This is a genomic window from Kitasatospora sp. NPDC001225, assembly GCF_053597855.1.
The window spans coordinates 1-23,296 of the sequence record NZ_JBSFJC010000101.1; the positions used below are offsets into that span (position 1 = coordinate 1).

Below are 23,296 nucleotides of genomic sequence, written 5' to 3' on the forward strand. Positions count from 1 at the left end.
GCACCCCGCCGAGCGGGCGGCCGCGCGCCGGCGCCCGGCTCCGCGCGCGCCCCACGGGAGGAAGCAACGTCCCCGTGGAACACGGCACCACGGCGCCGAGCGCGGCAGCCATCCCGCACGAACTCCCCTAGGACGAACGGAAGTTCGGCCGCGACGGGACGACGGGCGCGGGCCACCCGACCACCGCGAACAGCCGCACCCCTGACCGGCCGGCCGGGGACGCGCGCAACCCGGCGCGCCGCCAAGCCCGTTCACCGACCAGGCCCCCGCTGCCCGCCTGCGGCACACGCTGCCGAGCCGCCCCCGCGCCCTCCGGGCGGAAGGGCCCCGGCGGCCGGGAGCAGTGGCGCCCCTGACCGGCCGGAGGCGGCCGGGAGCGGCCGGAGGCGGGGCCGACGGCGGCCGCCCGCCCGGGTTCGGTAGCCTCCGGGGATGGCCGCCTCCCCGCACCCCGTCCGGCTCACCACCCGGCTCGTCGACGGACTCGTCTGCGCCTACGCCCCGGCTGCCGGCGCCGTGGGCGTGCTGTCGCCCGCGGTGGCCTGCCGGCCGGTTCCCGGGGACGGGGTGGTCGCCCACGCCGTCGCCGCCGACCTGCGGCACGCCTACTACACGACGCTCCACGCGGCCGTCTGCGTGACGGCCGACGGCGCGGAGGTCTGGCGCACGCCCTTCGAACCGGCGGCGGACAACGCCCACGGCCACCTGCCCGACTGCGAACTGTCCCCGGACGGAAGGGTGTTGTGGGTCTACCGGCCCGACGCCATGGCGGGCCGCGACCGGCCGGACCAGTGGGTCGCCGTGGACGCCGCGAGCGGGGCGGTCCTCGCCCGGGCCGACCTGGAGACGGTCGGGCACGGCGGCGTGCAGCTGGCCCACCCGGCGAGCGGCGGGATGCTCCTCAACGTGGGCGAGGGGCAGGACGGCACCGCCGTCTACCGCGCGTCACTGGCCGGCGGCCGGCTGGAACTCCTCCGCTACCCGTGGGACGACCGCTGCCTCATCGACCTGTCCCCCGACGGGCACCGCTTCCTGACCGTCGACCACGCCCAGAGGGACCTCGCCGTCCACGCCTTCCCCGGCGGCGAGACGGTGTTCACCCTCACCGTCGACGACTTCGGCCACGACCCGGACACGGTCTTCCTGGAGTGGAGCGGCGGCCACCTCACCCCGGACACCCTCCTGGCCACCCTCGTCGGCGAGACCGAGGACGAGGAGGACTGGTTCCGCCACTACCGCGTCGACGCCCGCACCGGCCGCGTCCACGGCGAGTTCGACGCCCACGCGGCGGACCCGTACGACCTGCAGCCGCTCGGCGACGGCTCCTGGCTCACCACCGGCCCCGGCGGTCACCCGGTGCGCCGCACCGCCTCCTGACGCCCCGACCCTGGGCCCGGGCCCAGGGTCAGGCCGTCGGCGACGACCCCAGGTCGGCGGGAACCAGCGAGTACAGGACGAGGTCGGTGCGGCCGTGGTGGGTGAAGCCGGCGTTGCGCAGCACGCCCTCCTCGCGCAGGCCGGCGTTCAGGGCGGTGCGGCGGGAGGCGGTGTTGGCGGTGGCGGCCTTGAGCTCCAGGCGTTCGAAGGCCTGCGCGGTGAGCAGCCAGTGCGCCAGGGCGCGGGTGGCCTCGGCGGCGATGCCCCGGCCGCGGGCCCAGGGAGCGACCCAGTAGCCGGCTTCGGAGCTGCGGGAGCGCCAGTCGGTCTTCTTCAGGCCGACGGTGGCGGCCAAGCGCCCGTTCGTGCGCTCGGTGACGGCGAAGTGGATGCCGTCGCCGGTGGTGCGCAGGTCGTGGGCGGTGCGGGTGCACCAGGTGTGGGCGTCCTCGCGGGTGTAGGGGCGGGGCAGCGGCAGCCAGTGCTGGGTGAGGTCGTCGGCGCAGGCGGCGCGGGTGTCGTCGGTGTCGTCGGCGGTGAAGGGGCGCAGGGTCAGGCGCGGGGTGTGCAGCACCGTCTGGGGGAAGGCGTGGGTCATGGGGTCGTGTCGTTCCTTCCCGGTCAGGCGGCGGACAGGTGCAGGGTGAGGGGCGGGCCGGGGGTGGCGGGTGTCCAGCCGTTCGCCCGGGCGGTGCGGATGCCCGCGGCGACTTCGCGTGGCAGGACGAGGTCCGTCGCCACCGCCCCGGGGGTGCGGAGGGTGGGGCGGCCGGTGTCCACGACGAGTGCCGTTCCGGGGTGCGCGGCGTGCTCGGCGGCGTAGCCGAGGGTGGTGCCCTCGTAGTCGCAGCACCAGTGTTGGCGGGTCACGCGCCAGCGGTACTCCTCGCCGTCGACGGCGATGCGCCGCGTGCCCTTCCTCGCCAGTGCCACTGGTGCCGCCTTCCGGTCGTCCGGGTGTCCGTATGCCCGTGCGTCTGGGGCAGTCTCCCGGGGCGGCGCCCCGCCTGTCACCGCGTTTTTCCGCAGGGTGGTGACGGCGTCGGCTAGCGCGCCAGGCGCCTGAGCAGGGCGGAGGCGGCGGCGATGCCGGCCACGGTGGCGAGGGCGAGGACGGCGAAGTCCAGGGGCAGGTGGGAGGGGGTGCCGATGAGCAGGCCGCGCAGGGCGTCGACCTGGTAGCTGAGCGGGTTGGCCTTGCTGACGGCCTGGAGCCAGCCGGGCATCAGGTCGACGGGGTAGAGGGCGTTGGAGCCGAAGAACAGCGGCATGGTGATGGCCTGGCCGATGCCCATCAGGCGGTCGCGGGTGAGGACGATGCCGGCGATGGCCATCGACAGGCAGGAGAAGAACGCCGAGCCGAGCAGGACGACGGCCACGACGCCGAGCAGTCGCAGCGGGTTCCAGGTCATGGCGACGCCGAGGGCGGCGGCGATCAGTACCACCACGACGGCTTGCAGGAGTGCCTTCACCCCGGCGGCGAAGGCCTTGCCGGTGACGAGGGCGGCGCGCGGGGTGGGGGTGACGAGCAGTTTGGTGAGGACGCCGGAGTCCCGCTCCCAGATGATCATGATGCCGTAGAAGATCGCGATGAACATCGCGGACTGGGCGATGATGCCGGGCGCGAGGTAGTCCAGGTACGGGATGCCGCCGGTGGGGATGGCCTTGAGGCGGGTGAAGGTCTCGCCGAAGATCAGCAGCCACAGGGCCGGCTGGACGGCCCGGGTGTAGAGCTCGGTGCGGTCGTGGCGCAGCTTCTGCAGTTCGACGGCGCACATCGCGCCGATGCGGGCGGGCACCAGGCGCCAGCCGGTGCGGGCGCGCGGGGGCACCAGCAGCAGGGAGAGGTCGGGGCCGGCGGCGGGGCGGTGGGCGGGGGGTTCAGCCGACGCGGCCTGCGGTGCGGCGGGTACGGCGGACATCGCTGAAGTCTCCTTCGGTGGCGTCGGCCAGCTGCCGGCCGGCGAAGTGGCGGAAGACGTCGTCGAGGCTGGGCGCGGTCAGGGCCGGGTCGGTGCGCCGTACCTGGTCCTTGAGTTCGGCGGGTGTGCCGAGCGCGCGGACGCGGCCGCGGTCCATGAGGGCGATGCGGTCGCAGTGGCGGTCGGCCTCGTCCATGTAGTGGGTGGTGACCAGGACGGTCATGCCGGTGGCGGCGCGTACGGCGTCGACGCGTTCCCACACGCCGGTGCGGGCGATCGGGTCCAGGCCGATGGTGGGTTCGTCCAGGACGAGCAGGCGCGGGGCGCTGACCAGGGCCTGGGCGAGTTCGAGGCGGCGCACCATGCCGCCGGAGTAGGTGGCGGCCATGCGTTCGGCGGCCTCGGTGAGGTCGACGGCGGCCAGCGCCTGGTCGACGCGGGCGGCGCGTTCGCGGCGCGGGACGTCGAAGACGCGGGCGAACAGGGCGACGTTCTCGCGTCCGGTCAGCCCGGCGTCGGCGGACAGCTGCTGGGGGACGTAGCCGAGCAGGCGGCGCACCTGCATGGGGTGGCGGGTGGCGTCGTGGCCGAAGACGCGGACCATGCCGGCGCCGACGGGCAGCAGGGTGGTGATCGCGCGGATGGTGGTGGTCTTGCCGGCGCCGTTGGGGCCGAGCAGGCCGAACACCTCGCCGGTGCGGACGGTGAGGTCGATCCGGTCGACGGCCCGGGTGGCCTTCCCGCGGCCGTGGCGGAAGGTGTACTCCAGGCCCCGGCAGGCCACCGCGTCCGCGGCCTCCCGGGTGTCCCCGGCGTTCCCGGTGCCCCGGGTGTCCTCGGCGTTCCCGGTGTCCCGGGGGTCCTCGGTGGTCATCGTTCCTCCTCCCCCGGCGGGGTGCGCAGGCCCTCGGCGACCTGCCGCAGGGCGGGCAGAGCGGCGGCCAGGGCCTCGCGCTCGCGCGGCGGCAGGCCGGCGACGATGTCGCCCATCAGCGCGCGGCGGCGCCGGCGCCAGGCCTCGATGCGTTCGACGGCCTCCGGGGTGGCGTGCAGGAGGGCGGCGCGCCGGTCGGCGGGGTCGCTCTCGCGGCGCAGCAGGTTCCGGGCGACGAGCTGGTTGACGAGGGTGGACACGGAGTTGCCGGCCAGGCACAGCTCCTCGGCGGCCTCGGAGACGCGCAGTCCGGGGCTGTCCATCACCAGGCGCAGCAGTTCGACCTGGGCGCCGCGCAGGCGGGGTTCGTCCGTCGCCTGCCGCAGGCGGCGGCGGACCAGGCGCTGGATGCCGACGAGGAGGGTGGAGAACTCGTCCGCCAGCGCGACGTCGAGCGTTTCGGGCCCTGTCGCGGTCATACCCTCATTTTAGCTCTCAGTAAGAGCTATCCGTCGAGAGCGCGGAGCCCCCTCCGCCCGCGCGCCCCATCCACGGGCCGCGCGCCCCGTCTACTGGCTGCGCGCCCCCTGGCCCGCCCTTTTCGGCGGGCCGCCCGCGCGCGGGAAGTCGGCCCCGCCGACTTCCCGCTCCACCGGCCGGCGGGAGGTGATCGTCCGTCACCGGGGAGATCCGATGGAGGTGTTGCGACCCCGCCGGGAGGGTGTCGTACGGCGCTGGCATGCTGATCGGATCACAACGGTTGTCGCCGGGATGGGGGGCAGATGTCGGACAGGGTCATGCCGATGCGCACGGCACCGCGCTTGGGCACGGTCAACGGGTTCGGGCGGACGATGCTGGGCAAGACGCGGCCGGACGCCCAGGGGGCCTGCTTCGCCACCCACTGGTTCACCATGCTGATGCTGCCGATCCGGCCGCTGGGACGCTACTACGTCAAGGAGGGCGAGACGGTCGACGTCTCCGGGCGGCACGGCTCCTCGACGAGCACCACGCAGTACGTGTTCCTGGGCCGGGCCGAACTGCGCATGAGCGAGGTGATCCGCACCTACCTGTTCTGCTGGCTGGTGGCGCCCCTCGTCATCGCCGGTCCCGTGACGCTCTTCGGGATCAACAGCGACGCGTTCAGCCACGCGCACCCGATCGTCTTCATCGTGCTGCTGCTCGCGATCCCGATCGTCTGCATGATCGCGCTGGCGTGGATGCTGGTGCTCAACGAGAAGTTCCTGGCACCGGCGCGGATACCGCAGTGGGTCGAGGCCCGGCCGGCGAACCGGCGGGCCTGAGCCGACGGGGCCACCCCGCTCAAGGCAGCCCGGGTGGCCCTGGACAGGCCCGGAGGACCGGGGCAGGATCCGGGCATGCCGTCCGACGAGCCGTTGTCCGAGGAAGAGCTGTCCGCGATCGAGCTGCGCGCCGGCGCCGCGACACCGGGGCCGTGGGTCGCCCGGCTGGAGACCCGCCAGGGGATCGGCGGCGCGAGCTTCGTCCAACTGCGCCCCGACGCGCCGCGGGACGACGAGTTCCACCTGACCCGGACCACCGACGGCCGCACCCGGACGGGACCGGACCCCGCGACGGACGCGGACCTCGACTTCATCGCCGCCGCCCGCCAGGACGTGCCACGACTGGTCGCCGAGGTCAGGCGGCTGCGGGAAGCCCTGGAGCGGGCGCAGCCGGCCGGCTGACGGCCACACGGAGCAGCCGCCCCGGGGAGCCGCCGGGAGTGGAAAGTCGGCCCCGCCGACTTCCCACTCCCCCACGGCGGCGGCCCCTGGCAGGCCGGGCCTGCGCGTACGGGCTCCGGGGCGGTTGTCGGTGCCGGGTGGCAGGCTGCGCCCATGAGTTACGACCTTGCGGTCTGGGAGGGCGAGCGCCCCGCGGACGACGCCGCGGCGGGCCGGTGCTTCGACGACCTGTACGAGCGGTACCTCGGCACGGACGGGGAGAACCTTCCGCCGACCGAGCGGATCGCGGCCTTCGTGGCCGCGCTGCTGGAGCGGTGGCCCGACCTCGCCGAGGACGAGGACGACACCTCGCCGTGGTCGACCGGCCCGCTGATCGGGGAGGCGAGCGGCCCGCTGATCTACTTCCCGATCCGCTGGAGCATGGTGGAGGAGGCCAGCGTCCACATCGCGAAGGTGGCGTCCTCGCTGGGCCTCACCTGCTTCGACCCGCAGTCGCAGTGCCTCTGGCCCTGACCGCCGCACGGCAGGCGGCCGACGGCTGACGGCTGCCACCGCGGAGCCCCGGGGAGTGGAACGCCGGCCCGGCCGACTTCCCACTCCCCCACCGCCGGCCGGGCGCGTGGAAAACCGCAGGACACCGCAGGACACCGCGGGAAATCACGACAGAAGGTGTCGGGTTTCGCGGGGACAGTAGGGGGCGCCGGTCGGTGTCGTGGTGGCACGGGCCGGGACGACGGACAGACAAGGACCCCCCATGCGCGAAACACCCGACGAGCTCCACCGGCTCCAGGCCCTCCTCGACGCCTCGCTCACCCGCTCCACCGCGCACCTGCGGTCGATCATCAACAGCGAGCGCTCGCTCACCGCCGACCAGCTCACCGGTGTGCTCACCGGCATGTGCACGCTCGCGCTGTCCACGGTGACGGCGAAGGGCGAGCCGCGGATCAGCGGCGTGGACGGGCACTTCCTGCACGGCATGTGGCACTTCGGCACCGCGCGCGGCGCCGCCAAGGCCCGGCACCTCGCCGCCCGGCCCGCCGTCAGCGCCGCGCACCTGCGCGGGGAGGACCTGGGCGTGTTCACCCACGGCACCGCGGAGGTCCTCAACCCGCACGGCGGCGAGCCGGCCGCCGACTGGCCGGAACTGCTCGCGTACTTCCAGGACTTCTACGGCCCCGACGCCTTCGACTGGGACAACGACGTCGTCTACTACCGGCTGCACCCGCAGTGGATGACCGCGTTCGCCCCCGACCCCGCCAAGCTCGACGCGGCCGCCGACGAGGCCTGACCCCGCCCGCACCGCGCCCGCCCGCACCGGGCCCGGCGACAATGGTGCCGGGCCACCGCACACGCGGGCGGGCCCACCAGGCAACACCAGGCAGGCGACGGAAGGGGCGACGTGCGGGCGAGCCGGGCCATCGCGCTGCTGCTGCTCCTGCAGAGCCGGCGGACGATGACCGCCACGGAGCTCTCGGCCGAGCTGGAGGTCTCCGAGCGCACCGTGCAGCGCGACGTCGCCGCGCTGGTGGAGGCCGGGGTGCCGGTGTACGCGGAGCGCGGCCGCGGCGGCGGCTACCGGCTCGTCGACGGCTACCGCACCCGCCTCACCGGCCTCGAACGCGCCGAGGCCGAGGTCCTGCACCTGGCCGGGCTGCCGGGCCCGCTGCGCGACATGGGCCTGGCGGGGCAGGCCCTCGCCGCCCGGCTGAAGGTCGCCGCCGCCCTGGGCGACGCCCCCGCGGCCGCCGCCCGGCGCTTCCACCTCGACGCGCCGGCCTGGTTCCGCGACGCCCCGACCCCCGCGCTGCTCGCCGAGGTGTCGCGCGCCGTGTGGGAGGACCGCGTCCTGCACGCCCGCTACGCGGCGCGCTCCGGCACCCGGGAGCGGCGGCTGGAACCGTACGGCCTGGTCCTGAAGGCCGGGCACTGGTACGTCGCGGCGCGCGGCACCTCCGGCCGGGTCGGCTCGTACCGCGTCGACCGCTTCGAGAGCGCCGAGGCCGGCGACGAACGGTTCGAGCGGGACCCGGAGTTCGACCTCGCCGACTACTGGGCCGCGGCGGCCCGGGAGTTCACCCGCGCCATGCTGCGCGAGCGGGCGGTGGTGCGGCTGAGCCCGTTCGCCGTCGAGAACCTCGCCGCCTTGCTGGAGCCGACCGCCGCCGCCGACGCCCTCGCCACCGCGGGCCCGGCGGACGCCGACGGCTGGGTCACCGCGACCCTGCCGGTCGAGAGCTGGGACATCGGCTACCTCGAACTGCTGCGCCTGGGCCCGGAGGCCGAGGTCCTCCACCCGCCCGAACTGCGCTCCCGCCTGGCCGAGGCGACCCGCCGCGCCGCCGCCCTCTACACCTGACCGCCCCGCCCCCCGACCGGCCCCCCGGAGCGGGCCCGCCGCCGTCCGCGCCGCCCGGGATAGGTTTCCCCCTGCCGCACACGGCACTTCGCGAGAGGGGGCGTACGGGATGACGGACGGACCCGCGGACCGGCCCGCCGAGTCGTTCGTCCGGCTCGGCGGGCGCCGGTTCGCCTACCTGGACTTCGGCGGCCCCGGGCCGGCCGTGCTCGCCCTGCACGGGCACTTCGGGCGGGGCCGGATCTTCGCGCCGCTGGCCGCCGCGCTCGCCGGCCGCTACCGGGTCCTCGCCCTCGACCAGCGCGGGCACGGACTGTCCGACAACGGGGGCGAGTTCACCCCGGACGCCTACGCGGCCGACGCGGCGGCGTTCCTGGAGGCGCTCGGCCCGGCACCGGCCGCCGTGCTGGGGCACTCGATGGGCGGCGCGGTCGCCTTCCACCTCGCCCGCCGGCGCCCCGACCTCGTGGCGGCGCTCGTGGTCGCCGACATGACGACGCTCAACCGGGAGCCCGAGACCAGCCCCGTCCTGGACGTGTCCGGCTGGCCCCGCCGGGCCCCGACCCGCCGCGCCCTGGCCCGGGCGCTGGAGGAACGCGGCGTCCCGGCCGGCTACTTCATGGACAGCGCCGCCGAGTTCCCCGACGGCTGGGGCTTCCTCTTCGACACCGCCGACATGACGGCCTCCCAGGCCGCCCTCACCGGCGACTTCACGGCCGTCTGGAACGCCTCCGCCCAGCCCGCCCTGCTCCTGCGGGCCGCCGACAGCTTCCTCCTCACCCCCGCCACCGCACGCCGGATGGCCCGCGAACGCCCGAACACCCGCCTGGCGGAGATCCCGCACAGCGGGCACTGGCTCTACGCGGACGCCCCCGACGCCTTCGCCCACCAGGTCCGCGCCTTCCTCGACCACGCCCACCCGACGGGCCCCGCACCCGCGGCCGGATGACCCGCACCACCCGGCCGCTCCCGGCCGGGGCCGGGAGGCCGCTCACGGCGGGGAGGCGGCGCCCGCCCCGGCGTTCTCCCGGCCGCGTCGGCTCTCCTCGTGCCACTGCCGGATGCCGCGGACGATGTCCTGGCCGATCCGGTCCAGCAGCGTGGCCGCGCCGTCCATCCGGGCCCCGGCCGCGGTGGCCGGGCCGAGCAGTTCGGCGCCGTGGCGGGTGATCCCGGCGAGCACCGCGTTGCGCTCGGCACTGGCCAGCAGCGCGCGGTGCCAGACGTCGTCGTCGATGACGTACCGCTCGCGGCGGTTGCGCCCGTCGCGCTCCCGGCGGACCAGGGCCTGGACCTCCAGGTAGCCGACCGCCTTCGAGACGGACGCCGGGCTGACCCGCAGGCGCCGCACCAGCTCACCCGCCGTCAGGGCGCCGTCCTCGGTGAGCTGGAGGCAGACCAGCACCCGCGCCGTCATCCGGGGCATGCCGCCGAGCGCCAGGAACTCGGCCAGCCGGTCACCGAATTGGCGGACCTCCTCCGTGTCGCGCCCGGGCACCGCCGGCTCCGGCACCGCCTCCCGGCCGGCCGCCGCCCGCCCGCGCCGGGAGCGCTGGACGGTGGCCCGCTGCGCCCGGTCGGCGCGGTAGCCGGACGGGCCGCCGTTGCGGGCGATCTCCCGGGTGACGGTCGACGTCGGCCGCCCGAGCTGCCGGGCGATCTCGCCGTACCCCCACCCCTCGGCCAGCCCGGTGGCGATCCGGTGGCGCTCCTGCTGGGTCAGTCTGGCTCCGGGCATCCGTCCCCGCCCCTCCTCGCTCGGACTCGTCGGACTCGGTCGGCCCAGTATCGGCCGACCCCGGCGACTGTTGCAATGGAACGCAGGCAGCTGTTGCATTCGTCGGCACGACCATTGCAAGGATGTCCCCGCTCCCACCTGCACAGACCGTGCACGGCAATGGAGTTGACGTTGACCCGACCGTGAAGCGGATCCTAGTTTCTTCCCAGGCCACGAACACCACGCCGAGGGGGAACACCAGCATGGGAATCACCAGGCGCGCCACCGCGCTGACCGCCACCGCCCTGACCGCCGCCCTGATCGCGGGCGGCACCGCCACCGCCGCGCCGGCGCCCGCGACCCCGGACGCCCGGAACGGGCACCCCGGCGTCCAGCGGGTCCTGGAGCGCGCCGTGACCGAGGGCGGCGTGCCCGGCATCGTCGCCGAGGTGCGCGACGGGCACCTCGCCTGGTTCGGCACCGCGGGCGTCGCCGACCTGACCACCGGGCGCCCCCGCCACGCCCAGGAGCGGTTCCGCATCGGCAGCACCACCAAGACCTTCGTCGCCACCGTCGTCCTCCAACTCGCCGCCGAGGGCCGGCTGGACCTGGACGACAGCGTGGAGCGGTGGCTGCCCGGCCTCGTCGACGGGCCCGGCTACGAGCCGGACCGGATCACCGTCCGGCAGCTGCTCGGCATGACGAGCGGGGTCTACAACTACGCGATGGACGCGAAGGTCCGCGCCGAGAACGAGGGCACCGGCTTCCTGCTCCACCGCTTCGACGACTACACGCCCGAACAGCTCGTCCGCACCGGCACCGCCAACCGCCCGGACTTCGCCCCCGGCACCGGCTGGACGTACTCCGACACCGGCTACGTCCTCGCCGGGCTGATCGTCGAACGGGCCACCGGGACCAGCCTGGCCGAACAGGTCGACCAGCGCGTCATCACCCCGCTCGGCCTGAGCGGCACCTACACCCCCGGGCCCGACGACACCGCCCTGCGCGGCCCGCACGCACGCGCCTACTCCCGCCTGGGCGACCCCTCCCCCACCGCCCCCGTCCACGACGTGACCGAGCTCAGCCCCTCCTGGGGCTACGCCGCCGGCGACATGGTCTCCACCGCCCGCGACCTCGACACCTTCTTCGCCGCGCTGCTGGGCGGACGGCTGCTGCCGCCCGCCCAGCAGCGGGAGTTGTTCACGACGGTCCCCACGCCGCCCGGCGCGTGGATCCCGAACGCCGCGTACGGCCTCGGCGTCGGCTCCGTCACCCTGGACTGCGGACCGACCCTCTGGGGCATGGGCGGCGCCATCAACGGCTCCTGGACCTACACCTTCGGCACCCGCGACGGCGGCCACCTGCTCACCACCAACATCAACGGCGACTGGACCAACGGCAGTTGGCCGATCGCGGTGTTCACCTCCGAGCTGGAGGCCGAGTTCTGCCCCCGGCCCTGACCCGGCCCGGGCCCCCGGCCGGTACGGCCCAGGGGGACGGCCGGGGGCCGGGCGTAGCATCGGGCGGGTGTGGGAGCGACTGGAGATCGAGGGTTTCGTGGTCCTGGCCGAGGAGTTGCACTTCGGGCGGACGGCCGAGCGGCTGGGGGTCTCCAGGGCGCGGGTGAGCCAGACGATCCAGCGGCTGGAGCGCCGGGTGGGCGCGCCGCTGTTCGAGCGGACCAGTCGGCGGGTGCGGCTGACGGAGCTGGGGCGGCGGCTGCTGGAGGACGTCGGCCCGGCGTACCGGCGGATCGGGGACGGGCTGGAGCGGGCGCGGGCCGCCGCCCGGGGCGTCGAGGGAGTGCTCACGGTCGGCTACCTCGGCGGTGCGGCCGGGGAGTTCGTGATGGAGGTGATCGGCGCCTTCGCCCGCCGGCACCCGGGCATCGACGTGCGCATCCACGAGACGCAGGTGGCGTCCATGTTCGAGCCGCTGCGCGGCGGCGGGGCGCAGGTGCTGGTCACCCAGTTCCCGGTGGAGGAGGAGGACCTCGTACGGGGCCCGGTGGTGCTGCGGGTGCCGCGGATGCTGGCGGTGCCGGCCAACCACGTGCTGGCCAGGCGGGAGTCGGTCGGGGTGGAGGACCTGGCGCGGGACCGGGTGTTCGCCTGCACGGGGCACGTCCCCGGGTACTGGCAGGAGCGGTTGGCGCCGTCCGTGACGCCCGGGGGGCGGGTGGTGGAGCGCGGACGGTCGGCGGCGACGCTGGCGGAGACCCTGGCGATGGTCGGGGCGGGGCAGGGCATCTCGCCGGTGGGGGCGGACGTGGCGGCGCACTCGGCGCCGCCGGGGGTGGTGTTCGTGCCGTTCGTGGACGCCGAGCCGCTCGAGTACGGGCTGGTGTGGCGGGCGGGCGGGGACAGTGCGCGGGTGCGGGCGTTCGCGGCGGTCGCGGTGGAGCGGGCCCGGGGGTGGAACCGGGAGTGGGCGGAGCCCCCGACGACGACGGTGGCGGTGGGGGCGGCGGGCCGGGACCGGTAAGCCGGGCTTACCGGTCGTTGCGCGTTCGGGGGCTGATCAGCGGGGCGGCGGCGGCCAGGCTGGTGCCATGACCAGCGATCTCTCGGCGCGCCGCGCCCCCTGCCCCTCCCCCACCAACGCCCGTGCGCCTGAACTTCCGGCCGGGGCCGCCCTGTTCGCGCTCGCCCTCGGCGCGTTCGCGGTGGGCTCCGCCGAGGTGGTGGTCGCCGGGCTGCTGCCGCGGATCGCCGAGGACACGGGGGTGTCCCTGCCGACGGCGGGGGTGCTGGTGTCCGGGTACGCGGTGGGCATGGTCGTGGGGGCTCCCCTGCTGACCGCGCTCGGGGTCCGCGTCGCCCGCCGGCGGATGCTGCTCTACCTGGTCGGCCTGTTCATCGCGGCCGGCCTGGTCACCGCGCTCGCGCCGGGCTTCGGCGCGCTGCTGGCGGGGCGGGTGCTGTCCGCGCTGGCCGGCGGGGCGTACGTGGGGATCGCCTCCGCGGTGGCGACCTCGCTGGTGCCCGCGCGGCGCAGGGCCGGCGCGATCGCCGCCGTGTTCACGGGGCTCGGCCTCGCCAACGTGCTCGGGGTGCCCGGCGGTACCGCGCTCGGGCAGGCGCTGGGCTGGCGGGCCACGTTCTGGGCGGTGACCGCGCTGGGCGTGGTGCTGCTGGTCGCTCTGGCCGTCCTGCTGCCGCACGGGCCGGCGGCCCCGCGGGCCGGACTGCGGGCCGAGCTGCGGGTGTTCCGGCGTGCGGGGGTGTGGCTCGCCCTGGCCGCGACGGCCTTCGGCTGGGCGCCCTTCCTGACCGTCCTCACCTACGTCTCGCCGCTGCTGACCGAGGTCACGGGCTTCGGGTCCGGCGCGGTGCCGGTGGTGCTGATGCTGGTCGGCGTGGGCATGGTGGTCGGCACCCCGCTGGCGGGCCGACTTGCCGACCGGGCGCCGGCGGCCGCGCTGTACGCGGCGCTGGCCGGGGTGACGGCCGTTCCGCTGCTGCTGCTCGCCGCCGTGCACAGCCGGGCCGCCGTGGCCGCCGTCTTCCTGCTGTTCGGCCTGGCCGGCGGGGCGGTCATCCCGCCGTTGCAGGCCCGGGTGCTGGCGCGGGCGAGCGGCGCGGACAACCTCGCCTCGGCCGCGAACATCTCCGCCTTCAACATCGGCAACGCGGGCGGCCCCCTGCTGGCGGGCGCGGCCCTGTCCGCCGGGGCCGGGTACACCGCACCGCTGGGGATCGCCGCCGCACTCGGCGCGGTGGGACTGGCGCTGGCCTGGGCGGCGCAGCGCAGCGACCGGCGCGGGTAGCGCCCGGGCCGGCGGGCGGACCGGCCCCGGCCCCGGGGTGTGATGCGACCGGTGGGCCCGAGCGCTCGCGTCACGCCGCCGCGCGTGCCCGACACCGGCGCCGTCGATCGCGGACCGGCGGGCTCGGCGGTCGGGTGGCTCAGTGGTCGGCGACGAGGCGCAGGGCGGTGCGTGCGACGGCCTCGTGGACGGGGACGGTGCCGGAGACGAGTTCCAGGACGCGCGGGTGCGTGGCGGGTGTGGTGAGCAGGTCGGCGAGGACGGCCGCGACGTCGGCCCGGTCGATCTCGCCGGGGCCGGTGTGTTCGGCGAGGTGGACCCGGCCGGTGCCGGGCCCGTCGCGGAACCAGGCGGGGCGCAGCACGGTGCAGTCGAGGGCGGGGCGGGAGAGCAGGTCCTGGTCGGCTCTGCCCTTGGCCTGGAGGAAGGTCTCGACGAGGGGGTCGGGCGGGTAGTGGATGGCGGGGTCGGCGCCCATGGCGGAGAGCATGACGAAGCGTCGTACTCCGGCGAGTTGGGTGGCGTCGGCGAGGGTGAGGGCGGCGTCGTGGTCGACGGGGTCGGCCTGTCCGGGGGCGTTGCCGCGGCCGGCGCCGGCGGCGAAGAGCACCGCCTGGGCGCCGGTGAGCAGGTGTGCGAGGTGGTGGGGGGTGGCGTGGGCCAGGTCGGTGACGGCGGGTTGGGCGCCGGCGGCGCGTACGGTGGCGGCTTGTTCGGGGCGCCGGATGATCCCGGTCACCGGTAGGCCCCGGGTGGTGAGGAGACGGGTCGTCAGGAGTGCGACCCTGCCGTGGCCGCCCGCGATCACAACCGACATGCGGGCACCTTACGGGGCCGGTGCCCGCCCGGCCGCGACCGGCGCGCGTCTCGGGGCGGGGCGGGCGAGGCGCGGCGGCGGCGCGCGGGGCGGGTGGTGTGTCAGACGGCGACGAAGCGGCGGTGGCCGTCGGCGGCGAGGATGCGGCCGAAGCGCATGCCGGGGAAGTGGGCGGCGACGAGGAGGTCGTCGGTGTCGGCGGCTTCGTCGGCGATGCGGTTGCGCGCCGCGGAGGCGGCCTGCGGGTCGATGTCCCAGATCACCTGCCAGTCGCGTTCGCTGAACTGGACGACGGAGTGGGCGATGTCGCCGAGCAGCAGGGCGCGGCGTGCGCCGGAGGACAGGACGTAGGCGGTGGTGCCGGGGGTGTGGCCGGGCAGGTGGAGGGCGTCGATGCCGGGGGCGATGGTGAAGTCGGTGTCGAAGAGCTCGAGTCGGGCTTCGACGGGGGTGAGTGTGGCGACGGCTTCGGGGGTGGCGGCGGGGCCGGTGACGAAGTGCTGCCAGTCGGCGCGGTGGGCGCGGTAGACGGCGTTCGGGAAGACGGGGCGGTCGTCGACGGCGGCCCAGCCGACGTGGTCGAAGTGCAGGTGGGTGAAGAGCACGTCGGTGACGTCGGCGGGGGTGACGCCGTGGGCGGCGAGCGAGTCGAGCAGGGCGCCGCCGTGGTAGCGGCCGACGTCCCGGGGCCCGACTCCGGCGTCGACCAGGACGGTCCGCTCCCCGCTGCGCACCAGGAAGCCGCCGAGGGGCAGGTGGAGGGTGCCGTGCGGGTCGAGGTGGTGGGCGTGGCAGGCCCAGGGGTCGTCGGTGCCGGGGCGGGTGAGGATCTCGGCGGCGGTCTCGGTGCCTTCTCCGTCCATGACCGCCAGGACCTCGATGTCGCCGATCCTCATGTGCTGCCCCTCTCGTGACGGTGCGTCGTGGGGCCCGTGGGGAACGGGGGTCCGTTCGTGGGCCATCGGTGGCAACCGTGCCGGGCGGGCGGGGGCGGGGCGGGTGAGGCAGTCGTCGGTGAAGGCGAGGGCGCGCAGGTGGTAGGGGCGGGCGGCGTGGCCCAGGGAGAGGTTGTGGCCGGCGCGGCGGGCGGTGGCCAGGTGGGCGAGGCCGTCGGGGAAGGCGGCGGTCAGGGCGGCGCGGTGGGCCGCGTCCAGGCGCCACCAGTGCTCGTGGTCGGCGAGGGTGAGGCGTACGGGGACGCGTACGCGGGCGGCGAGGGCGTTGTAGCGGGCGGGCCAGGTGGCCAGTTCGCGGGATTCGAGGGCGGGGACGGGGGTGAGCAGGGTGCGGGCGGCGTGGAAGGTGCCGGGCGGGTAGAGGTGGAGGGGGCCCCAGTTGAGGCGGCCGCCGCCGGCGAGGTCGTCGGGGCGGTCCCAGGCGCCGGGGGCGTAGTGCTGGGCGAGGCCGGAGATGTCGCAGCCGAGCAGGGGCAGGCGGGGGTCGTCGGGCCAGTGGGCGGCGAGTTGGAGGGCTATTTTGCCGCCGAAGGAGTGGGCGAGGAGTTGGACGCCGGCGCCGGTGGGGTGGGCGCGGGCGTAGTCGGTGAGGGCGGCGTGGAGGGTGGCGGCCTGGTCGGCGATGAGCTGGCCGTGCGGCAGGCGGTGGGCGGAGGCGCCGTGGCCGGGGCGGTCGACGGCGAGGACGGTGTAGCCGAGGTCGGCGGCGAGGGTGAGCAGGCTGGTGTCGGGGTGGGCGGGGCCGGCGAAGTAGGCGGCGCGCATGCCGCGGCCGTGGATGGCGAGGACGACGGCCTTGGGGGCGTGGTGTTCGGGTTCGGCGACCAGGGCGGAGACGGGGATGCCGGCGGCGTCCAGGACCAGGGAGCGGGTGCGCAGGTCGTTCTTCACGCGGCGACCCCCGCTCTGGCGGCGTCGAGGTCGGCGAGCCAGCCGGTGAGGTCGCCGGTGCGCATCAGGGAGGTGCCGATGAGCAGGGCGGCGTAGCCGGCGTCGAGGAGGCGGGCGGCGTCGTGGGGGTCGGTGATGGCGGAGGCGGAGACGGGGGCGCGGCAGCCGGCGGCGCGTAGGGCGGGTAGCAGGCGCAGGCTGCGGCCGAGGTCGCCGCGGTCGCGTTCGCGGGTGCGGATGTCCTTGTTGTTGACGGCGACGACGCATTCGGCGATGCGGGGCAGGGTGTCGAGTTCGCGTTCCTCGGTGATCTCGACGAAGGGGGTCAGGCCGAGGTCGAGGGCGGTGGTGACGAGGCGGGTGAGGGAGGTGGCGGGCAGCAGGGCGGCGGTGAGCAGGACGGCGGAGGCGCCGAGGGCTCGGGCGGCTTCGAGTTGGGCGGGGCGGGTGAGGAAGTCCTTCTGGAGGACGGGGAGTTGGGTGGCGGCGGTGACCTCGCGCAGGAGGCGGGGGGTGCCGCCGAACCAGCGGCCGGTGACGACGGACAGGCAGGGGGCGCCGGCCTGTTCGTAGCGGGTGACGAGGTCGGTGACGGTGCGGGGGCCCAGGAGGTCGGCGCCGTGGGGGTCGCGGAGTTTGACCTCCATGACCAGGGGGCGGGGGGCGGCCAGCAGGGCGTCGATGAAGCTCGGGCTCATGCGGGGGTCTCCTGGAGGCGCGGGTGCCAGGCGCGGGTGAGGGCGGTGACGGCTTCGTGGGTGAAGCGGCCGGTGCGGTCGCGGGCGGCGGTGTCGATGTCGGCGCCGGCGTACAGGGGGTGGTCGGTGACGGTGCGGTAGGTGTCGCGGTTGGTGGTGTTGAGGCCGCCGGCGAGGAGGAAGGGGATGGTGAGGCGGGGCAGCAGGGCGTGGACGTGGGCGGGGTCCAGGGCCTGGCCGGTGGAGCCGACGCGGCCGTCGTCGGTGACGGTGTCCAGGAGGAACAGGTCGCAGCCGGCGCGTTCGAAGGCGCCGGTGAAGGCGCGTTCCAGGCAGCGGCCGCGGGAGAGGTGGAGGACTTTGACGAGGACGGCGTACGGGAGCTGTTCGCGCAGGTCGGCGACGAGGGCGGGGCTCTGGTAGGCGTGGAGCTGGATCCAGCGGATGCCGGTGGCGCGGGCGAGGGCGGCGATCTTTCGGGCGTCGTCGAGGAAGGTGACGAGGACGGGTTCCAGGCCCAGGCGGATGGCGGTGGCGGCGAGGTCGGCGAGGCGGTCGGCTTCGAGGTCGGCGGGGCCGCCGGGTACGCCGTGCCACAGGCCCACCAGGGTGGGGCCGGTGTCGGCGAGGAGGGCGAGGTCGGCGCGGGTGCGGGCGCCGCAGACCTTGAGGTGGCCGGCGCGCCGGGGGGCCAGGAGGGCGGGGGCGGTCATTTGCCGAGTCCGAGCATGGCGGCGATGCGGTTGTACTGGATCTCGTTGCTGCCGGAGTAGATGGTGCCGGCGACCGCGTTGCGCACGTCCTTCTCCAGTCCGTACTCGGACATGTAGCCGTTGCCGCCGAAGACCTGGACGGCGGCCAGCGAGGTGGCGAGGTTGGACTCGCTGGTGAGGAGTTTGGCGATGGCCATGTCGACGGTGACGTTGTCGCCGGCCTCCAGGCGCTGGGCGGTGTCGTACAGCCACTTGCGGGCGGTCTCGAGGCGGATCTTGGTGTCGACGATCTTGTTGGCGACCGACTGGTAGGAGCCGATGGGCTTGCCGAAGGACATGCGGGTCTTGGCGTAGTCCAGGCAGCGGGTGAGGCGGTGCTGCATCTCGCCGGTGTTGACGATGAAGGTGTAGAGGATCTCGCGTTTCATGACGTGGTCGAGGACGAGGAAGCCGCCGCCGACGCGGCCCAGGACGCGGTCGGCGGGGACGCGGACGTCGTCGAAGTAGAGCTCGGAGAGCGGGGAGGTGCGCAGGCCCATCTTCTTGATGGGGTTTCCGGTGGTCAGGCCGGGGGTGTCGGCGTCGACGAGGAAGGCGGTGACGCCGAGGGCGCCGCCCTGGGGGTGGGTGCGGGCGTAGACGACGACGACGTCGGCGACGGGGCCGTTGGAGACGAAGGTCTTGGCGCCGTTGAGGACGAAGTGGTCGCCGTCGCGTACGGCGCGGGTGCGCATCTGCATGGCGTCGGAGCCGGACTCGGACTCGGTGATGGCGTGGGCGCCGATGGCCTCGCCGGAGGCGATGCGGGGCAGGTAGGCGTCCTTGAGGGCGGGTGAGCCGAAGGCCTGCAGGGGGACGCCGGTGGAGGCCATGGAGGTGGTGACGGAGAAGTTGAGGCCGCCGTCGCGGCAGGTGTGGCCGAGGCCTTCGAGGACGTACATGGTGGTGAGCAGGGACTGGCCCAGGCCGCCGTAGCGTTCCTCGAAGGGCAGGGAGAGGATGCCGGTCTTCTGGATCATGCGCCACTTGTCGTGGGAGAAGGCGGCCTGTTCGTCGCCTTCGATGTGGCCGGCGCTGAGGTCGTCGCCGAAGCGGGCCAGGCCCTCGCGCAGGGCCGTCTGGTCGGCGTTCCAGCGGATCATGGGATGTGCCGCCTTCCTCCCGGGCCGCCGGTGCGGGGCGCGGGGTGGCAGGCCGGCGCCCGGTGGCGCCGGCTCACGTCGGTTCCTGGGGCCCGTTCCGGGGGCCCGGGCCCCCGGGGGTGCGGGGGCGGCGGGCCCCGGTGGGGGCGCGGGGTGCCTCTGGGCTCGGGGCCTAGTAGGCGGAGGAGGAGTGGGCGTCGAGCTGGTGGACCTCGTCGCCGCGCAGGGCCGGGGAGAAGACGCACACCAGGCGCAGGTCCTCCTCGGGGCTGGCGACGAGGTAGTGGGCGTCGTGCTCGTCGAGGGCGTAGAGGCGTCCGGGGGTGATGGGGTGGGAGGTGCCGTCCATGTCGATGACCTCGCCGGAGCCGGCGATGCAGTAGCAGGCCTCGAGGTGGTTGCGGTACTCCAGGCGGGACTTGGTGCCGGCGTTGACGACGGTGTCGGTGAGGCTGTAGCCGAGGCCGTCGCTCTCCACCAGGAAGCGGCGGGACAGGCCGTTGCCCCACTCGACGGTCTTCACGTCGGCCAGGTCGCGGATCAGCATGCGGGTTGTTCCTCTCGGGTCGTGGTGCCGGCGGGGGTGGTGCGGGTGCCGGTGGTGCCGGGGGTGGTGCCGGTGGTGCGGGGGGTGGTGCGGGGTCCGCCGGGCCGCTCCGGGAGGGCGGGGCGGGGGCGGAGGTCGGTGAGGTAGGCGCGCAACTCGTCGACGGGGTCGAGGCGTTCGGTCAGCGCGTGCTCGACGCGGGCGACGGCGGCGGAGCCGACGATCGCGGCGTCGGCTCCGGCGGCGGCGACGGCGGCCAGGTCGGCGGCGGCCTTGACGCCGAAGCCGACGGCGACGGGGGTCGCGGGGGCGGCGGTGCGCAGCGCGGTGACGGTGTCGGCGAGGGCGCGGTGGCCGTGTGCGGGGGTGGTGCCGGAGCGGCCGTAGTGGGCGACGAGGTAGACGTAGGCGTCGGTGGCGCCGTGGGCGGCGGCGGTGAGGACCTCGGGGGTGGAGGCGGGGTAGCAGGTGGTGACCTGGGGCAGGCCGGTGTGGTGCAGGGCGTGCTGCCAGGCGGGGCGCAGGCGCGGGGGCAGGGCGTGGACGAGCAGGGCGCGGGCTCCGGCGTCGCGGATGGCGGTGGCGGTGGCGGTGGGGTCGCGGTGGCGCAGGCTGTGGCTCCAGTCGGCGAGCAGGGCGACCTTGAGGTGGGTCAGGCGGGGGGTGAGGTCGGCGAGTTCGGCGAGGACGGTGTCCAGGGTGGTGCCGGCCTGGAGGGCTCGGGTGGCGGAGCGGCGGATGACGGGGCCGTCGGTGGGTGAGTCGGGGAAGGGGACGGCGAGTTCGAGGACGTCGACGCGCTGGTCGTCGAGCATGAGCGCGAGGTCGGTGAGGCGGCCGGCGGGGTCGCCGGCGTTGAGGAAGAGCGCCAGGCCCAGGTCGTCGCGGGGGAAGAGGGGTTCAGACACCGGCGGTCTCCCTGGGGCGGGTGGCCAGGCGCGTGGCCAGGGCGTGGGGGGCGCCGTCGGCGAGGGCGTCCAGGGCGGTGGTGTAGGCGGTGTGCCAGCGGGTGTGGCGGCCGGAGGCGAGGGCGAGGGCGGCGGCGTTGAGGGCGATGGTGTGGGTGGCGGTGGTTCCGGCGCGGCCGGCGAGGGCGCGTAGGAAGTGGCCGGTGAGGTCGTGGGGGTGGGGGGCGAGGTCGGCGAGGGTGCCTTCGGCGGGGGCGACGGCGCCGGCGGGCAGGTGGATGTCGCCGTCGGGGGTGTGGAGGGTGTTGTCGGCGAAGGGCAGGAGTTCGTCGGCGCCGGCGCTGTTGTGGGCGAGCCACACGGTGCGGGTGGTGGTGTTGGCGGCCAGGGGGCGCAGGGCGGCGAGGGCGGTGGGGGTGGCGGTGCCGGTGAGCTGGGCGGTGACGGGGACGGTGGCGAGCAGGGGGCCGAGGGTGTTGAGGAACGCGCCGAAGGGTTTGAGGGTGAGCGGGTAGAGGGTGCGGGCGAGGCGGGTGAGGGCGGGCGGGTAGACGTGGGGGCCGGCGAAGGCGATGTTGTGGCGGGCGAGGTGGTCGGCGGTGGCGGTGTGGCTGGAGGTGAGGGTGATGCCGAGGCGTTCGAGGAGGTCGACGGAGCCGGCGGCGCTGGTGTAGGCGCGGGAGCCGGTCTTGACGACGGGGATGCCGATGGCGGCGGCGGTGAGGGCGGCGGCGGTGGAGAGGTTGAAGGTGGCGGGTCCGCCGCCGGTGCCGACGATGTTGACGCTGCCGGGGTGGGCGGGGCCGGGGTCGGGGGTGCGTTCGGTGAGCGAGGTGTGCAGGGCGGTGAGGGTGTCGGGGTCGGGCAGGCGGGTGGTGAGGGCGGCCAGCAGGGCCGCTGCCTGGGCCCGGTCGCTGTCGGCCGGGCCCAGGGTGCGGTGTTCGAGCTGGTCCCACCACGAGCGCCAGGCCGCCAGGTCGACGGGGCGGGCGGCGAGGAGCGCGGTGAGGGCCTGGTGCATGGCTGTCAGCCGCCCACGGTGACGCCGGCGGCGGTGGCGGCGGTGGTGCGGCGTTCGGTGATGAAGGCGTCGATGGCGGCGACGGAGCGGAAGTTGTTGGGGTCGAGGTCGGTGTCGTCGACGGGGAGGGTGAAGTGGTCCTCGACCCAGGCGATGAGTTTGAGGACGCCGAGGCTGTCGATGACGCCGTCGGAGAGCAGGTCGTGGTCGTCGGCGAGCTGGTCGGGGGTGATGTCGGGCAGGAACTCGTCGATGAGGAACCGCTTGATCTGGGCGATGTTGCTCATGTCGGCAACTCCCTTGCGTCGGTGGCCTGGTGGCCGCTGGTTTGGGTTGGGTGGCGGTGCGGGTGGTGCGGGGTGTTACGGGGCGGGCAGGACGGCCTTGCGGTCGACCTTGCCGGTGGCGGTCTTGGGCAGCGGGGCGTCGTGGATGGCGAGCTTCTCGGGGACGGCGGCGCGTGGCAGGTTGCGGGCCAGGTGCTCGCGCAGGACGAGGCTGTTGAGGGTGGAGCCGGGGGTGCGCTGGACGGCGGCGTGCAGGCGTTTGCCGGTGAGCGGGTCGCTGGCGGCGGCGACGGCGGCTTCGCGCACGTCGGGGTGGGCGAGCAGGACGCGTTCGATCTCGGCGGTGTTGACGGCGACGCCGCGGACCTTGACCTGGAAGTCGGCGCGGCCGGTGAGGTGGACGCGTCCGGCCTCGTCGCGGGTGACGAGGTCGCCGGTGCGGAACCAGCGGCGGCCTTCGCCGGCGCCTTCGGGCTGGGTGGTGAAGCGTCCGGTGTCGCGGGAGCGGTCGAGGTAGCCGGCGGCCTGGAAGGGGGTGGAGACGTAGAGTTCGCCGCTGCCGGGGCCGTCCAGGGGGGTGCCGTCGGCGGTGGCGACCAGGGTGCGCACGCCGGGCAGCGGGGTGCCGATGGGCACGGGCAGGGCGGCGGCGGCGTCCAGGCGGTCCAGGCGGTGCAGGAAGCTGTCGTTGGTCTCGGTGCAGCCGTAGATGTTGTACAGCTCGGCGCCGGGCAGCAGGGCGGGCAGGGCGGCGAGGGTGCGGGCGTCGATGGCGTCGCCGGTGAACGCGGCGTGTTCGACGCTGTCCAGGACGTGGGCGCCGGCGGCGGCCTGGACGAGCAGGGCGTAGGCGAGGGGGACGGCCTGCAGGACGTGGGGGCGGTGGCGGATGAGCTGGGCGAGCAGGTGGCGGGCGTTGAGGGCGTGGGCGGGGTCGATGAGCAGGCAGGTGCCGCCGGCGGCGAGGGTGGCCCACACGTCGAGCAGGGCGAGGTCGAAGTTGAGGGGCGCGTAGTTGGCGACGGTGCGGCCGGGGCCGAGGTCGAAGGTGTCGTGGGCCCAGGCGGTGAAGCGGTCGACGGCGCCCTGCGCGAGGGGGACGATCTTGGGCAGGTCGGTGGAGCCGGAGGTGGTGAGCATGAAGGAGGTGCCGGCCGCGAGGGTGGGCACCGGGGCGGGGTGGGGCAGGGCGGGCAGCCGGGGGGCGTCCTGGCCCAGGGGGGCGAGCAGGCGCCGCGCGCCGGCCTGGGCGAAGAGCGCGGCCAGCAGGGCGGGGGCGAGCTGCGGGGAGGGCAGCAGGAAGGGGCGGCGCTCCATCAGGCAGGCCAGCACCAGGGCGACCGCGGCGGGTGACTTGACGGCGTACAGGCCCACCGGTTCGCCCGGTGCCAGGTCGAGGGCGTTCAGGCGGGCGCGTTCGGCGTCGGCGGCCTGCGCGAGCTCCCGGTAGCTGACGCTCTGGTCCTGCCAGAGCAGGGCGGGGGCGTCGGGGCGGGTGCGGGCGTGGGCGGTGAACGCGTCGGGCAGGGCGAGCGGCGGCAGCGCGGTGTCCTGGACGGGGCGGCCGAACGGGGCGCTGCTGGGGGTGGTGGTCACGG

26 protein-coding genes are annotated in these 23,296 nt (G+C 75.4%); 10 read left to right on the plus strand and 16 right to left on the minus strand.

Features of this window, described 5'->3' with window-relative positions:
* Positions 1-432: 432 nt before the first annotated feature.
* Entirely contained in the window at positions 433-1,377 is a 945-nt protein-coding gene (locus ACWDCZ_RS28415) for a hypothetical protein (RefSeq protein ID WP_449817308.1), read from the plus strand.
* 28 nt (positions 1,378-1,405) lie between these two features.
* Here the strand turns inward: ACWDCZ_RS28415 and ACWDCZ_RS28420 are convergent, their stop codons facing one another.
* The 5 genes from ACWDCZ_RS28420 to ACWDCZ_RS28440 form a co-directional block, all read right to left on the minus strand.
* Positions 1,406-1,975 (minus strand): GNAT family N-acetyltransferase, encoded by a 570-nt coding sequence (locus ACWDCZ_RS28420; protein WP_074006286.1) that lies wholly within the window; start codon positions 1,973-1,975, stop codon positions 1,406-1,408.
* Between the two features lie 23 nt (positions 1,976-1,998).
* A complete protein-coding gene (locus ACWDCZ_RS28425) occupies positions 1,999-2,310 on the minus strand; it encodes a hypothetical protein (protein ID WP_449817309.1) in 312 nt (103 codons plus the stop codon).
* Positions 2,311-2,423: 113 nt separating this feature from the next.
* Positions 2,424-3,299 carry an ABC transporter permease gene (locus tag ACWDCZ_RS28430; RefSeq protein ID WP_117485393.1) on the minus strand — a complete coding sequence of 292 codons (876 nt, stop codon included), beginning with the start codon at positions 3,297-3,299 and terminating at the stop codon, positions 2,424-2,426.
* Positions 3,259-4,173 carry an ABC transporter ATP-binding protein gene (locus ACWDCZ_RS28435; RefSeq protein WP_449817310.1) on the minus strand — a complete coding sequence of 305 codons (915 nt, stop codon included), beginning with the start codon at positions 4,171-4,173 and terminating at the stop codon, positions 3,259-3,261. Before ACWDCZ_RS28435 ends, ACWDCZ_RS28430 begins: the two co-directional genes overlap by 41 nt.
* Positions 4,170-4,652, minus strand: a complete 483-nt coding sequence (locus ACWDCZ_RS28440) for a MarR family winged helix-turn-helix transcriptional regulator (RefSeq protein ID WP_049656635.1) — start codon at positions 4,650-4,652, stop codon at positions 4,170-4,172. Before ACWDCZ_RS28440 ends, ACWDCZ_RS28435 begins: the two co-directional genes overlap by 4 nt.
* A gap of 324 nt (positions 4,653-4,976) precedes the next feature.
* On the opposite strand from ACWDCZ_RS28440, the gene ACWDCZ_RS28445 reads away from it, so the two are divergent.
* The 6 genes from ACWDCZ_RS28445 (at position 4,977) to ACWDCZ_RS28470 (ending at position 9,181) form a co-directional block, all read left to right on the plus strand.
* Positions 4,977-5,474, plus strand: coding sequence for a hypothetical protein (locus ACWDCZ_RS28445; RefSeq protein ID WP_147408983.1), 498 nt, complete (start codon positions 4,977-4,979; stop codon positions 5,472-5,474).
* A 75-nt stretch (positions 5,475-5,549) separates the two neighbouring features.
* Positions 5,550-5,876 (plus strand): hypothetical protein, encoded by a 327-nt coding sequence (locus ACWDCZ_RS28450; protein WP_380740903.1) that lies wholly within the window; start codon positions 5,550-5,552, stop codon positions 5,874-5,876.
* Positions 5,877-6,029: 153 nt separating this feature from the next.
* On the plus strand, positions 6,030-6,389 hold the full coding sequence (locus ACWDCZ_RS28455; protein ID WP_449817311.1) for a hypothetical protein: 360 nt from the start codon (positions 6,030-6,032) through the stop codon (positions 6,387-6,389).
* Positions 6,390-6,630: 241 nt separating this feature from the next.
* Entirely contained in the window at positions 6,631-7,164 is a 534-nt protein-coding gene (locus ACWDCZ_RS28460; RefSeq protein WP_449817312.1) for a pyridoxamine 5'-phosphate oxidase family protein, read from the plus strand.
* A 111-nt stretch (positions 7,165-7,275) separates the two neighbouring features.
* Entirely contained in the window at positions 7,276-8,232 is a 957-nt protein-coding gene (locus ACWDCZ_RS28465; RefSeq protein ID WP_449817313.1) for a helix-turn-helix transcriptional regulator, read from the plus strand.
* A gap of 109 nt (positions 8,233-8,341) precedes the next feature.
* Complete coding sequence (locus ACWDCZ_RS28470; RefSeq protein WP_449817314.1) at positions 8,342-9,181, plus strand: alpha/beta fold hydrolase; 840 nt, start codon at positions 8,342-8,344, stop codon at positions 9,179-9,181.
* Positions 9,182-9,223: 42 nt separating this feature from the next.
* Here ACWDCZ_RS28470 and ACWDCZ_RS28475 read toward each other — a convergent pair whose 3' ends face one another.
* Positions 9,224-9,970, minus strand: a complete 747-nt coding sequence (locus tag ACWDCZ_RS28475) for a MarR family transcriptional regulator (protein WP_449817315.1) — start codon at positions 9,968-9,970, stop codon at positions 9,224-9,226.
* A gap of 242 nt (positions 9,971-10,212) precedes the next feature.
* On the opposite strand from ACWDCZ_RS28475, the gene ACWDCZ_RS28480 reads away from it, so the two are divergent.
* The 3 genes from ACWDCZ_RS28480 (at position 10,213) to ACWDCZ_RS28490 (ending at position 13,718) form a co-directional block, all read left to right on the plus strand.
* Positions 10,213-11,409 carry a serine hydrolase domain-containing protein gene (locus ACWDCZ_RS28480; RefSeq protein WP_449817316.1) on the plus strand — a complete coding sequence of 399 codons (1,197 nt, stop codon included), beginning with the start codon at positions 10,213-10,215 and terminating at the stop codon, positions 11,407-11,409.
* Between the two features lie 67 nt (positions 11,410-11,476).
* A complete protein-coding gene (locus ACWDCZ_RS28485) occupies positions 11,477-12,433 on the plus strand; it encodes a LysR family transcriptional regulator (RefSeq protein WP_449817317.1) in 957 nt (318 codons plus the stop codon).
* A gap of 67 nt (positions 12,434-12,500) precedes the next feature.
* Positions 12,501-13,718, plus strand: a complete 1,218-nt coding sequence (locus tag ACWDCZ_RS28490) for an MFS transporter (protein ID WP_380740891.1) — start codon at positions 12,501-12,503, stop codon at positions 13,716-13,718.
* A gap of 139 nt (positions 13,719-13,857) precedes the next feature.
* Here the strand turns inward: ACWDCZ_RS28490 and ACWDCZ_RS28495 are convergent, their stop codons facing one another.
* The 10 genes from ACWDCZ_RS28495 to ACWDCZ_RS28540 form a co-directional block, all read right to left on the minus strand.
* A complete protein-coding gene (locus ACWDCZ_RS28495; protein ID WP_449817318.1) occupies positions 13,858-14,535 on the minus strand; it encodes an NAD(P)H-binding protein in 678 nt (225 codons plus the stop codon).
* Between the two features lie 101 nt (positions 14,536-14,636).
* A complete protein-coding gene (locus ACWDCZ_RS28500) occupies positions 14,637-16,382 on the minus strand; it encodes an alpha/beta fold hydrolase (protein ID WP_449817319.1) in 1,746 nt (581 codons plus the stop codon).
* A complete protein-coding gene (locus ACWDCZ_RS28505; protein ID WP_049656707.1) occupies positions 16,379-17,080 on the minus strand; it encodes a beta/alpha barrel domain-containing protein in 702 nt (233 codons plus the stop codon). The genes ACWDCZ_RS28500 and ACWDCZ_RS28505 overlap by 4 nt, the downstream gene beginning before the upstream one ends.
* The gene (locus ACWDCZ_RS28510) at positions 17,077-17,793 is read right to left on the minus strand and encodes a phosphoribosylanthranilate isomerase (protein ID WP_074006269.1); all 717 of its coding nucleotides are present in this window, start codon (positions 17,791-17,793) and stop codon (positions 17,077-17,079) included. The genes ACWDCZ_RS28505 and ACWDCZ_RS28510 overlap by 4 nt, the downstream gene beginning before the upstream one ends.
* On the minus strand, positions 17,790-18,935 hold the full coding sequence (locus tag ACWDCZ_RS28515) for an acyl-CoA dehydrogenase family protein (protein WP_049656704.1): 1,146 nt from the start codon (positions 18,933-18,935) through the stop codon (positions 17,790-17,792). Before ACWDCZ_RS28515 ends, ACWDCZ_RS28510 begins: the two co-directional genes overlap by 4 nt.
* Positions 18,936-19,107: 172 nt before the next feature.
* Complete coding sequence (locus tag ACWDCZ_RS28520; protein WP_049656703.1) at positions 19,108-19,482, minus strand: ectoine synthase; 375 nt, start codon at positions 19,480-19,482, stop codon at positions 19,108-19,110.
* The gene (gene trpA / locus ACWDCZ_RS28525) at positions 19,476-20,390 is read right to left on the minus strand and encodes a tryptophan synthase subunit alpha (protein ID WP_449817320.1); all 915 of its coding nucleotides are present in this window, start codon (positions 20,388-20,390) and stop codon (positions 19,476-19,478) included. The genes ACWDCZ_RS28520 and trpA overlap by 7 nt, the downstream gene beginning before the upstream one ends.
* The gene (locus tag ACWDCZ_RS28530) at positions 20,383-21,411 is read right to left on the minus strand and encodes a hypothetical protein (RefSeq protein ID WP_049656702.1); all 1,029 of its coding nucleotides are present in this window, start codon (positions 21,409-21,411) and stop codon (positions 20,383-20,385) included. The genes trpA and ACWDCZ_RS28530 overlap by 8 nt, the downstream gene beginning before the upstream one ends.
* Positions 21,412-21,416: 5 nt before the next feature.
* Entirely contained in the window at positions 21,417-21,698 is a 282-nt protein-coding gene (locus ACWDCZ_RS28535; protein WP_049656700.1) for an acyl carrier protein, read from the minus strand.
* A gap of 75 nt (positions 21,699-21,773) precedes the next feature.
* Positions 21,774-23,294 (minus strand): AMP-binding protein, encoded by a 1,521-nt coding sequence (locus ACWDCZ_RS28540; protein WP_449817321.1) that lies wholly within the window; start codon positions 23,292-23,294, stop codon positions 21,774-21,776.
* Positions 23,295-23,296 lie beyond the last annotated feature (2 nt).